This window comes from Kitasatospora indigofera, assembly GCF_014655955.1.
Lineage (GTDB): Bacteria > Actinomycetota > Actinomycetes > Streptomycetales > Streptomycetaceae > Kitasatospora > Kitasatospora indigofera.
On sequence record NZ_BNBO01000055.1, the window covers coordinates 1 to 12,205 of the forward strand.

Annotated in this window: 8 protein-coding genes; 3 read left to right on the plus strand and 5 right to left on the minus strand. The window is 73.5% G+C overall.

Features of this window, described 5'->3' with window-relative positions; genetic code table 11:
- The first annotated feature begins 531 nt into the window (after positions 1–531).
- Both IE329_RS32005 and IE329_RS32010 read left to right on the plus strand, forming a co-directional pair.
- On the plus strand, positions 532–1,251 hold the full coding sequence (locus tag IE329_RS32005) for an aggregation-promoting factor C-terminal-like domain-containing protein (protein ID WP_461782309.1): 720 nt from the start codon (positions 532–534) through the stop codon (positions 1,249–1,251).
- A gap of 562 nt (positions 1,252–1,813) precedes the next feature.
- Entirely contained in the window at positions 1,814–3,208 is a 1,395-nt protein-coding gene (locus IE329_RS32010) for an AI-2E family transporter (RefSeq protein WP_229927937.1), read from the plus strand.
- A gap of 91 nt (positions 3,209–3,299) precedes the next feature.
- On the opposite strand, the gene IE329_RS32015 is transcribed toward IE329_RS32010, so the two are convergent.
- Positions 3,300–3,842 (minus strand): alkyl hydroperoxide reductase, encoded by a 543-nt coding sequence (locus tag IE329_RS32015; RefSeq protein ID WP_190214530.1) that lies wholly within the window; start codon positions 3,840–3,842, stop codon positions 3,300–3,302.
- Between the two features lie 3 nt (positions 3,843–3,845).
- The gene (locus IE329_RS32020) at positions 3,846–4,397 is read right to left on the minus strand and encodes a peroxiredoxin (protein ID WP_190214531.1); all 552 of its coding nucleotides are present in this window, start codon (positions 4,395–4,397) and stop codon (positions 3,846–3,848) included.
- 198 nt (positions 4,398–4,595) lie between these two features.
- Between IE329_RS32020 and IE329_RS32025 the strand changes: the two genes are divergently transcribed.
- Positions 4,596–5,561: a LysR substrate-binding domain-containing protein gene (locus tag IE329_RS32025; protein ID WP_190214532.1), complete on the plus strand. Its 966-nt coding sequence runs from the start codon at positions 4,596–4,598 to the stop codon at positions 5,559–5,561.
- A 34-nt stretch (positions 5,562–5,595) separates the two neighbouring features.
- Here the strand turns inward: IE329_RS32025 and IE329_RS32030 are convergent, their stop codons facing one another.
- The 3 genes from IE329_RS32030 to IE329_RS32040 form a co-directional block, all read right to left on the minus strand.
- The gene (locus tag IE329_RS32030; protein WP_229927938.1) at positions 5,596–7,485 is read right to left on the minus strand and encodes an ATP-binding SpoIIE family protein phosphatase; all 1,890 of its coding nucleotides are present in this window, start codon (positions 7,483–7,485) and stop codon (positions 5,596–5,598) included.
- Between the two features lie 76 nt (positions 7,486–7,561).
- Entirely contained in the window at positions 7,562–8,491 is a 930-nt protein-coding gene (locus tag IE329_RS32035; protein WP_308438421.1) for a class I SAM-dependent methyltransferase, read from the minus strand.
- 526 nt (positions 8,492–9,017) lie between these two features.
- The gene (locus IE329_RS32040; RefSeq protein ID WP_190214533.1) at positions 9,018–11,996 is read right to left on the minus strand and encodes an AfsR/SARP family transcriptional regulator; all 2,979 of its coding nucleotides are present in this window, start codon (positions 11,994–11,996) and stop codon (positions 9,018–9,020) included.
- Positions 11,997–12,205: the final 209 nt, after the last annotated feature.

The following is a 12,205-nucleotide window of genomic DNA, read 5'->3' on the forward strand; positions in this document are numbered from 1 at the left end:
TCCGAGCGCTCCCCGATCGCCGCCCTCGTCACCGAGATGCTGGAGGACATCCAGCCCTAGGGACAAATCGGATGTAGTGGGTCATAGGTGGTCAATTCGCATAGTGGGGCCCGCCCTTGAGAGGGCGGGCCCCTCGTTTGTCATCACATCGGACCGCCCGCTGTCCGCCGAACGGCGAAAATTCTCGCCCCGGAGGATTGTGAGATGCGCCACGCAGACGGGAATTGCGCCGGAGATGCCCGGTGCGGCATGGTGAGTTCCCTGTCAGGCCCCGCGTACGGCACGACAGGGCCCCTTCGCCGGGGTCCGCGTCACCCAGACGGTGACGATGTGTGCGAAATGCCCGCCAACTCCGGTCGGTGGGAGGACAACTGAAAACCTGAGCCGTACGCCGCCCGATTCACACGTCCTGCCGACCACCTCGGCCGGGCGCCGGGCCAGCACCTCCCGTGACCAGCTCGGCGGAGGACAGTGCCAAGGGGCATGTTGCGCCCGTACGGTCACGCGTGGGCGATGCTGGAAGGAAACCATGTGACTCGGATCTCGGTCCGGGGAGTCGCTGTGGCCTCCGCCACCGTCGTCACCGCAGTCGGTGCCGTCGCGGGTGTGGCCTCGGGCAGCGAGGGCAAGGCCGCTCAGACGGTCGATGTCGCAGGCGCGACCCTGCTTGCCGACGTCCCCTCAGGCGCCCAGGCGCAGACCATAAGCGACAACTTCAGCCACCAGGCCTCCGCCCAGCAGGCCTCCGCCGACGCTGCCGCCAAGAAGGCCGCGGAGGAAGCCGCGCGCCAGAAGGCCGCGGCCGACGCCCAGGCCAAGGCGGACGCGGAGAAGGCCGCCGCGCAGGCCGCCCAGGCCGCCGAGGAGAAGCGGAAGGCCGACGAGGCCGCCGCTAACCGCTCCAAGGCACGCTCGGCGATGGCCGCGGTCGAGAGCTCGGCCCCGCCGGTCTCGGTCAGCCCGGGTTCGGTGCAGGAGCTCGCCCAGCAGATCATCGGGAACGACACGCAGTTCCAGTGCTTCAGCCAGATCGTGAAGCGCGAGAGCGGCTGGAACTACACGGCCACCAACGCCAGCTCCGGCGCCTACGGCCTGGTCCAGGCGCTGCCCGGCAGCAAGATGGCCTCGGCCGGCGCCGACTGGCGCACCAACCCCGCGACCCAGATCAAGTGGGGTCTCGGCTACATGAACAGCCGCTACGGCAGCCCTTGCGGCGCCTGGTCGTTCTGGCAGTCGCACCACTGGTACTAGGCCACCGGTACCCGGCACCCGCCCCGGTGCCAGGAGCCGTCCGGCGGCTTCCGCCGGCCGGCCCCGACGCTGTCCGGCGAGACCCCCGACCGTACGGTCGGGGGTCTCGCCGTTTCCCGGCGCTCCATGGTGCGAGGACCTCCGTCGGGCGGGCCGCGCCGCCCGGGCTGCGCTGACCAGTGCGCGCGGACGGTGCGGTCCTGGGTGCGGACGCGGGGCGCGGGAAGGGGTCCTGGTTGCTTCCCGCACCGGCCGGTCCGCCGGCGGTTGGTCCGACGGACCACTCCCGGCTTCGGCTCGGCCGCAGGCCCGGAGTGCTCCCTCGTTCGGGTACCTCCCCTGCCCCCGGGTGCCTGAAACCACCCCTTTCGACGGGTTTGTGACGATCGTCCCGCGTCAGGTCCACCCCCTGGGGGCGGTAACCCACCGGCCACCCGGACTCGCCCCGCACCGGGCGGGTAGCGTCTTCACCGACGGCCGTGGCAACACCCACGGCGCACCGCCGGGACGGCGGTCCGACGGGGAGCGGTGGTAGGTCGAGATGGCACGGGGCGGAAAAGCGTTGAAGGCGGCGGCCGCCGGACTGGCCCTGGTGGCGCGCGCGGCCGCCGGGATCGAGCGGCGCCGGCGGGCGGCGATCGCCGCCGAACCGGCCGGGCGGCCCGAGGCGCTGCCCGCCGGCCCGGCCGTGGTCGAGGAACAGGTCCCGCCACCCCGGCGGCCCGAGGCCGAGGCGCCCCCGGCGCCCTACCTGCCCACCCACGGCGCCTTCGGCCGCGAGGTGCACCCCGGCCGCCCCGCCACCCCGGCGGAGGCCGTCCCGTGGGGCCTGCGGGTGGCCGCCGAGTCGACCTGGCGGCTGCTGCTGCTGGGCGCCGCCCTGTACGTGCTCTTCCGGGTCGTCGACATGCTGCGCCTGGTCGCCTTCGCGGTGCTCGCCTCGCTGCTGATCTCGGCCCTGCTGGAGCCCACCGTCTCCTGGCTGCGCCGGCGCGGGGTGCCGCGCTCGCTGGCCGCCGCCGGCACCTTCCTCAGCGGCCTGGCCGGCATCGGCCTGGTCGGCTGGTTCGTGGTCTGGCAGGTGACCACCAACCTCCCGTCGGTCACCGTCCGGGTCCAGGACGGCGTCGACAAGCTCCGGGACTGGCTGGTCACCGGGCCGCTGCACCTGACCCAGCAGCAGATCAACGACTTCGCGAAGCAGATCACCACCGCGATCAACGCCAACTCGGAGCAGATCACCTCCGCGGGCATCACCGGCGCGCAGATCGCCGTCGAGGTGCTGACCGCCATGCTGCTCGCCTTCTTCACCACCTTCTTCCTGCTGTACGACGGCGAGAAGATCTGGAACTGGGCGCTGCGCGGCCTGCCCCGGCACTCGCGCTACGCGATGGCCGGCGCCGGCCCCAAGGCCTGGGCGACGCTCACCGCGTACGTCCGGGGCACCGTCTGCGTGGCCTTCATCGACGCGGTCTGCATCGGGATCGGCATCGAGCTGCTGGGTGTCCCGCTGGCGCTGCCGCTGGCGGTGATCATCTTCCTGGGGGCGTTCGTCCCGCTGGTCGGGGCGCTGGTCACCGGCACCATCGCGGTGCTGATCGCGGCGGTCACCGAGGGTCCGTTCACGGCGCTCATGGTGCTGGTGGTCCTGGTCGCCGTCCAGCAGATCGAGGGGCACGTCCTGCAGCCGCTGATCCTCGGCCGGGCCGTCCGGGTGCACCCGCTCGGCGTGGTGCTCGGGGTCGCGGCCGGCTCGATCGTCGGCGGCATCGGCGGCGCCATCGTGGCCGTCCCGCTGATCGCCGTCACCAACACCGTGGTCACCCACCTGCGCCGCCGCAACGAGGCCGGCCAGGAGGTCTTCGTCGCCCTGGAGGCGGCCCGGGAGGCGGCGGCCGCCCGGACGGCCGGCGAGCCGGCGACGGGCTCCGAGCAGCGGTCGCCGGCCGGCCGCTGACCGGCCGGCCTCCCCCCTGGGGCCGCGCATGCCGAAGGGCCCGCCGATCCGGCGGGCCCTTCGGTGCCCAGGTGTGCGCGTGGGCGGTGCGTCAGGCGGTGACGCCCGCGAGGACGGCCTCGGAGTCGAGGGTCGCGGCGACGCCCTGGAGGATGGCGGCGATCTTCATCGAGGCCTGGATCACCTCGCGCTCGACACCGTGCTTGCGGAGCACGGCCTCGTGCGAGTCGAGGCACTGGCCGCAGCCGTTGATCGCGGAGACCGCGAAGCACCAGAGCTCGAAGTCGGCCTTCTCGACGCCCGGGGTGCCGATGATGTTCATCCGCAGGCCGGCCCGCATGCTGCTGTACTCCTTGTCGGAGAGCAGGTGCAGCGTCCGGTAGTAGACGTTGTTCATCCCCATCACCGCGGCCGCGCCCTTGGCGGCGTTGTACGCCGCCGGGGTGAGGTTGGCCTTGGCCTCGGGCTCCAGCTCGCGCAGCACGGAGGGGCTGCGGGTGGCCATCGCGCAGGCCAGCACGGTGCCCCAGAGCTGCTGGGCGGGGAGGTCGGAGTTGCCTATGACCGCGCTCAGGTTGAGCTTGAGGTCCTTGGCGTACTCGGGGAGTGCCGCCTTCAGGTCGTCGAGGGCCATGGGTCAGCCCGCCAGCAGCTGGTCGGCGTCCAGGGTGGCCTCGCCCTTGTTCCAGTTGCACGGGCACAGCTCGTCGGTCTGCAGGGCGTCCAGCACCCGCAGGACCTCCTTGGGGTTACGGCCGACCGAGCCGGCGGTCACCATGACGAACTGGATCTCGTTATTCGGGTCCACGATGAACACCGCGCGCTGGGCGGTGCCGTCCGCGCCCTCGACGCCGCAGGCCCGCATCAGCTCGTGCTTGACGTCGGCCAGCATCGGGAAGGGCAGGTCGCCGAGGTCCTTGTGGTCCCTGCGCCAGGCGTGGTGGACGAACTCGGAGTCGCCGGAGACGCCGAGGATCCGGGCGTCGCGGTCGGCGAACTCCTCGTTCAGCTTGCCGAACGCGGCGATCTCGGTCGGACAGACGAAGGTGAAGTCCATCGGCCAGAAGAAGACGACCGACCAACCGTTGCTGTCCGCCGACGAGTAGTCCTTGAACTCCAGCTTGTCAGCGGAAGGCCCCTCGACGCCCTTGAGGTCGTAGGCGGGGAACTGGTCACCGATCGTGAGCATGTTCGCTTCTCCTGGGTGTGAGATCTGAGGGTGTCTGCCCGTATTGCCTATGATTCGACAGTTCCGGACGTGATCCACAGTGACACGACGGGCACTGATCGCGGAAATAGCTAGACTCGATTCATCTGATCGGAGAGAGCTATCAATACCCAGCAGCCCGACCCTCGCCGGGGCCGGCCGCGCAAACCCGACGCCGGTGTGGCGAGCGGCACAGCCGGCAGCGCCCCGCGGGGGCCCCGCACACCCACGGTCGCCCAGCTCAGGGCCTTCGCGGCGGTGGCCGAGCACCGGCACTTCCGGGACGCCGCGGCGGCCAGCGGCACCAGCCAGCCGGCCCTGTCCGGGGCGGTCGCCGCACTGGAGGAGGCGCTGGGCGCACAGCTCGTGGAGCGTACGACCCGCAAGGTCATCATCACCCCACTGGGCGAGCGTGTCCTCGACCACGCGCGCCGGGTGCTGTCCTCGCTGCACGCCCTCACCGAGGAGGTGGAGGCGGCCCGCCGCCCGTTCACCGGACCGCTGCACCTCGGCGTCATCCCGACCGTCGCGCCGTACCTGCTGCCCGCCCTGCTGCGACTGGTCCGCACCAGCTACCCCGACCTCGAACTGCACGTCCACGAGGAGCGCACCCCCTCGCTGCTGGACGGACTGGCGGCCGGCCGGCTGGACGTCCTGCTGCTCGCGCTGCCCTCCGGCGGCAGCTCGCCCACCCGGGACATCCCGCTCTTCGACGAGGACTTCGTCCTGGTCACCCCGCCCGGACACCCGCTGGCCGGCCGGGCGGGCGTGCCGCGCGACGTCCTGCTCGACCTGGACGTGCTCCTGCTGGAGGAGGGCCACTGCCTGCGGGACCAGGCCCTGGACATCTGCCGCGAGGCCGGCGCCGACCTCCCGCAGGGCGGCAGCACCCGGGCCGCCGGCCTCTCCACCCTGGTCCAGCTGGTGGCGGGCGGCCTCGGGGTCACCCTGCTGCCGGCCACCGCCCTGGACGTCGAGGCGGGCCGGACCGACCGGCTGGCCTCGGTCCGCTTCGCCGATCCGGCCCCCGGCCGCCGGATCGGCCTGGCCACCCGCCCGGGCTCCGCCCGCACCGCCGAGTACGACCGCTTCGCGGCCACCCTGCGGGACGCCCTGCGGGAGCTCCCGGTCCGGATCGTGGAGTAGCCGCCCGCCTCGCCGGCCAGGCCGCGCGCCCGGCCTACGGCAGCCGCTGCTCGAACCAGACGACCTTGCCCGCGCCCAGCCGGGTCGCCCCCCAGCGGTCCGCGCAGCGGGCCACTATCTGCAGGCCCCGGCCGCGCTCCTCGTCCGGCGCGGCCCGGCGCCGGCGCGGCAGCAGCGGACTGTCGTCGCCGACCTCGCAGCGCAGCCGCGAGGTGCGGACCATGCTGAGCGTCACCGGGCGGGTCGCGTGCTGGACGGCGTTGGTGACCAGCTCGCTGACCATCAGCTCGGTCGACTCGGTGAGGTGCTCCAGCCCCCAGCGGCGCAGCGTGTGCGCGGCCAGCCGGCGGGCCCGGCCGGGCGTCTCGTGCCGGGGCTGCAGGTACCAGTGCGCGACGTCCTCGGCCGGGATGCCGTCGAAGGAGGCCGCGAGCAGCGCGATGTCGTCGCCGCGGTCGCCCGGCGGCAGGATCCGCAGGGCGTCCTGGCACAGGTGCTCCGGCGAGTGCCGGTGCGAGGTGGCGAGCCGGGCCCGGAGCAGTTCCAGGCCGGTGCTGATCGGGCGGCGGCGGGTCTCCACCAGGCCGTCGGTGAACAGCAGCAGGGCGGAGCCCGGCGGGGCCGGCAGCTCCACCGAGGAGAAGTCGATGCCGCCGACCCCGATCGGCGCGCCGGACGGCAGGTCCAGCAGGTCGGCGCGGCCGTCCGGCTGGACCAGCACGGGCGGGACGTGGCCGGCGTTGGCCAGCACCACCCGGTTGGCGATCGGGTCGTAGACCGCGTACACGCAGGTGGCCAGGTGCTGTTCACGGCCGAGGCGTTGGGCCTGTTCGTCCAGGTGGTACAGCACCTCGTGCGGGGGCAGGTCGAGGGCGGCCAGGGTCTGCGCGCTGGTCCGCAGCTGGCCCATGATGGCGGCCGAGGTGAGCGAGTGGCCCATCACGTCGCCGACGATCAGCGCCACCCGGTTGCCCGGCAGCGGCACCGCGTCGTACCAGTCGCCGCCGACCTGCGCGCCGCGCTCGCCCGGCAGGTAGCGGTGCGCCAGCCGGACGCCGTGCGGCTGCGGCAGGTGGGTGGGCAGCATGCTGCGCTGCAACTCGTCGGCGATCTCCCACTCGCGGGAGTAGCGCAGCGCGGTGTCGACGGCGAGGCCGGCCTGGGTGGCGAGGTGCGAGGCGGTGGCGGTGTCGGCCGGGTCGAAGCGGCCGTGCCCCCGGCCGTCGGGGTCGCCGGCGCCGGCCGGGTCCGCCGGTCCGGCGGCGAGGGCTGGGCCGTCGACGGGCTCGGTGGGGCCGGTCGGCCCGGGCTCCTCGACGCCGCCGGCCGCTCCCTTCGGCGGGCGGCGGATCAGCACCAGCAGGCCGAGCACCGCCTTGCGCCCGCGCAGCGGCAGGGCCAGCACCGAGGTGCCGGCCGTCAGCCGTCCGGCCGTCCGGGAGCCGTACAACTCCCGCAGCAGCGGCCGGATCCGGGCGTCCGTGCTGGTCCCGATCACCGCCGGCTCGACCGGGTCGCGACTGAGCATCGCCCGGCAGAGCGCGCCGTCCGGCGGGACGGGCGTGCTGGGCCCGGCACCGGAGCGGCGCCCGAGCCGGGTGCCGTGGCTGTGGTGGATGCGCAACCGGGTCGGGCAGCCCGGGTCGCGCTCGACGTTCGGGAGCGGCTCGCGCAGGTGGACCACGGCGCCGTCGGCCAGCGCGGGGACCAGCACCCGGCACAGGTTGCGCAGCGTGGAGGCGAGGTCCAGGGCGCTGTTGATCCGGCGGGTGGCGGCGTCCAGGTAGGCGAGCCGCTCGGCCACCTGCCCGGCCACGCCGTCGGACTCCTCGCCGTCGTTCGGATCGGCGCCGCCCGGGGGCGGGCGCCGCTGCGCCGGCACGGCAGGTGGCTGCCCGGTCTCGGGCTTGAGCTGGTCGCGCACGGCTGCCTGTCCTGGGGGTAGTGGGAGGAATCGGGTCTGGTGGCCGCGCCGGCCGGGTGCGGTGGCCGGCGCCGGCTCAGCCGACGCGCCGACAGCGCAGGAACAGCTGCTCCTCCGGCGGCAGTGAGGTGCTGGCCGGCGCGTACGGCATCCCGAACTGCTCCTGGACGGCGAACCCCGCGCCGGTGAGCACCCGTTCGAGGTCCTCGCGCAGGTAGCCGGTGATTCTCAGCGTGGTGCCGAGGAAGGGCAGGGCGGCATGGTCGAGATCGGCCTCCACCATGCCGAGGGCCAGCAGGCCGCCGGGGCGCAGAAGCCGGCGGATCCGCCGCAGCACGGTCGGGACTTCGTCCTGCGGCAGCAGGATCAGGGAGAAGAACGCCGTCGCGGCCGCGAACCGGCCGGCCCCGGCGGGCCCCAGGCCCGGCAGGTCCCAGACGGTGGCGGCCCGCTCGGTCGCCAGGTCGTACATGTCGATCCGGTGGTGGACGGCCTCCGGGACGGTGCGGCGGGCCAGCGCCAGCATCCCGTCGGAGAGGTCGATGCCGGTGACCCGCAGGCCGCCGGCCACCAGCCGGGCGGCGGTCGGCTCGCCCGTCCCGCAGCCGACGTCCAGCACCTCGGCGCCGGGCTCCAGCTCGCCCAGCAGCCACTCGCCGCAGGCCAGTTGGCCGCCCTTGGCCGGGAAGACCTCGTCGTAGCCGGTGCCGATGCCGTCGAAGGCGACGGCCTGCAGGGCCCGTACGCCGCGGCGGCGCAGCTCCTCGGCGCTGCCGGCGGGAGGGGGGCCGGCGGCAGGGGGGCCGGAGGTGACGGAACTCAGGAGGGCGGCGGGTGCGGTGCCGGTGGACGAGGTGCCGGCGGAGGCGGTGCCGCCCGGTGCGGTGGAGCCGCTGGCAGAGGGACTGGTGACGGAGGGGCCGGTGGCGGCGGGCCGCGATCCGCGCGGCGGGGCGTCGCACGACGCGCCGGCGGGCGTCGGATCGGAGATCTGTCCGGTCGTCACGATTGCGAGGCACCCTTCCACCCTGGCCGCCGGCCGGCAGTACGAGGCCGGGCGCCGCCTTCGCCGGCGCCCTACTTCCTCGCCGGCCTACTGCCGGTGGCGGTCTGTCACGCTCCCTGCGTCACTCCGTGCTGCCTGGCCGGCCGTGGTCCGGCCGGGCCCGGTGCGCTTCTGACTGCCTGTTGTATGCACTGATCCTTGAGAATATGCGTGATCACTACGCCGTGGGGCTCCTTTTTGGCCAACTCGTGGCCGAAGGGCCGATCCGGCCCGGGCGGCGGCAGCGTGCAGAAGCAGTCCGGGGTGGTGCGGATCGCGCCCGCACGCCGCATGGCGCGCCCGTCCAACGCCTCCCACCTGCGGTTTCCCGCGCCGATGCGGCGTTTATCGAACGTCAATCACCGGGGTGCACAGTGGATCCAGCGCCGGGGAAGCGTCGACGGTGTTCCCGCAGCCGGGGGGCTGCGGGGACACCGCACACGCGACCGGGGGAGGGGCCCTCCTGTCGGGGGACGGGGGTGGAGGGCTACGGCGCCGGGGGAGAGGAAGGCTCGGTGTGCTGCTGCTGTCGGGAGACGAGGTCCAGCACGGGGGAGGCCTCAGGCACACCGAGCCGGGTGAAGATGGCGTACGCCTCCTGGAGACAGGCCAGCCCACGGGCGGGCTGCGCGAGCTGGAGCAGTGCCTCGCCGAGGGCGGCGTTGGCCAGGCCCTGGCAGTAGGCGGAGTCCATCTCCTGCGCGATCGCCAGCGACTCCTCGGCGGCCTCGGCCGCCGCCGGCACCTGCCGGTCGGCGAGCAGGCTGCTGGCGAGGCGGGTCAGGGTGTAGGCCTCCCGCAGCCGGTTCTGCTGGGACTGGTAGAGCTGGTGCGCCTCCCGCAGGTGGACGGCGGCCCCGCCCGGGTCCCCGGTCGAGAGCAGCACGACGCCGAGCTGGTACACGGTGTCGGCCAGGCAGGGGGCGTTGCCGGAGGTACGGGCCGTGGCGACGGCCTCGTGCACGGACTTGACCGCGTCCACGGTCTGCCCGACGTCCAGTTGGGCGCGGGCGATGTTGCCGAGCAGCCTGGCCTCGCCGCTCGGCGCACCGATCACCCGGCTGATCGCCAGCGCCTGCCCGAAGAACGGGAGCGCCTCGGCGGGCCGGTTCGCGATGCTGAGCATGATGCCGAGGAGGTTCGCGACCATGGACCGCAGCATCGTGACGTCGTCCTCGCCCTGAAGGCTCAGACTCTCCCGCAGGGACACCTCGGCGTTGTGGAACTCGCTGGTCAGATGCTGCAGGAAGCCCTGGGCGAAGCGCACCCGGGCCAGCGCGGCGGTGTCACCGTGCGCCTTGGCCTCGACGTAGGCGGTCTCCAGGATCTGCCGGATGCGCTGGCCGTGCGTCGGGTCCTCGACCATGCTGTTCAGCACGATCAGCAGGTCCACCGCCGGACGCAGCATTCCGGACGGCGCCCGGACGGCCGCCTCGACGGTGCTCAGCAGCAGCGCCGTCTCCGCCCGCAGCCAGAGCTGGGCGGCCGGGCCGGTGCCGAAACCGATGCCGCTGGAGACCAGCTTGTTCAGGGGTTCCGGCAGGAGGTCCTCGGGCTCGATGGCCTGCGCCGCGTTCAGCAGCGTGGCGAGCAGCAGGTCGAGCAGCCGCAGGACGGCGGCCTGCTGCTGCTCGGTGTCGGCCAGCTTCTCGTTCTGCTGCTGCGCGTACAGCCGCAGCAGGTCGTGGTAGCGGTAGCGTCCGGGGGAGTAGCACTCCAGCATGTTGGCCTCGACCAAGGCTTCCGCCAGCGCCTCGGCGCGGCCCTCGTCGAGTCCCAGCAGGGCCGCCACCGCACTCAGCGGCAGATCGGGGGAGTCCACCAGGGACAGCAGGCGGAAGGCGCGGGCCTCCTCGGGCCGCAGCTGTCCGTACCCGAGCCCGATGGTGGTCTCCACGGCCAGGTTGCCGAGCTGCAGTTCGGCCAGCCGCTGCCGCTGGTTCGCTAAGCGGCGGGCCAGGTCGGACACGCTCCAGCGGGGCCGGCTGGCCAGCCGGGCGGCGGCGATGCGCACGGCGAGCGGGAGGAACCCGCACGCCTTCACCACCGCCAGGGACGCGTCGGGCTCCGCGGCGACCCGCTGTTCGCCCACGATGGCGGAGAACAGGCCGAGGGCCTCCTCGGGGCTGAGTTCCTCCACGTCGACCAGGTGGGCCCCGGGGATCCCCGCCAGGCGGGAGCGGCTGGTGGCCAGCACCGCGCAGCCGGACACGCCCGGGATCAGCGGCGTCAGTTGCTGTGCGTCCTGGGCGTTGTCGAGCAGGATGAGCATCCGCCGGTTGGCGAGGAGCGAGCGGTAGAGCGCGGCGCGCTGTTCCAGCGAGTCCGGGGTCTCGGTGACGCCCAGGGAGTAGAGGAAGTCGCCGAGGACCACGGCCGGGTCGGCGGGCGACGCGCCGGCGCCGCGCAGGTCGACGTACAACTGGCCGTCGGGGAAGGCGCTTCGCACGCTGTGCGCCACGTGCACGGCGAGCGTGGTCTTGCCCACGCCGCCGATCCCGGCGAGCGAGGTGACCACCACGGCCTGTCCCGCCGCACTGCGGAGCACTTCGCGCAGCTCGCTGACGAGCTTGGAGCGGCCGCTGAAGTCCGATACGTCGGCCGGGAGTTGAGCGGGAGGCGTGAAGGGGGGCGCGTCGTCCCGGTCGGCCGGCCGGGCCTCGGACCCGGGTGCGGGCATCAGGGCGGGGTCGGCCGAGAGGATGCGCGAGTGCATCAGGGCGAGGCCGGTGCCCGGCTCCACGCCGAGTTCCTCGATCAGCAGCTTGCGGGTGTCGGAGTAGACGCCGAGGGACTCCGCCTGCCGTCCGCAGCGGTAGAGCGCCAGCATCAGCAGTTCGCGGATCCGCTCCCGCAGCGGGTGTTCGGCCGCGAGGGAGCTCAACTCCGAAACGATCTCCGAGTGCAGGCCGATGTCCAGGGCCGAGGCGCAGCGCTCCTCCCAGGCGGTGACCTGGCGCTCGGCCAGTCGTAGCCGTTGGGCGTCGGCGTACGGGCCGGGGACGCCGGCGAGCGGGCGGCCCCGCCACAGCGCGAGCGCGGACACCAGCTGCCGGTGCGCCTCGTGGGTCCGGCCGGCGGCGCGGGCTCCCATCGCCTCGGCGAAGCCGGCGTCGAAGGCCGACAGGTCGAGCGCGGAGGAGGGGATCCGGAGGGCGTACCCGTCGCTGACGGAGACGAGCAGCGCGGCCGGCGCCCGGGTCTCCCGGTCCGGTTCGATGACGGTCCGGAGGCGGGAGATGTAGGTGCGCAGTGCGGCCACGGCCTGAGGAGGGGGCCGGTCGCCCCAGAGCCCGTCGACGAGGTCCTGGGTGGTGACGGGCCTGCCGTGGTGGAGGAGCAGGGCGGTGAGGACGGCCTGTTGCTGGGGCGATCCCAGGGACAGCGCCTGTTCACCGCGCCAGGCTTGAACCGGGCCGAGCACCTGGAAGCGCAGCGCTGAGTGCGGCGTCTCCCGAAGCTCCATGTACTCCCCCGATGTGGCTTCTGGTGGTTCCCGCGTAGGACGCTCGCCGGTCCGTAGTAGCTACGCCAGTTTAGGTGGAGGGGCGCAATCGGTGGACCGGAGCACCAGCGGCACGATGTTTATAAGACATTTAACGGCCCCTACGATACTTGCCCGGGCGCCCGGACCATCAGTTCGGGCGCACTGAGATCTGATGACCCGAAAGGCGG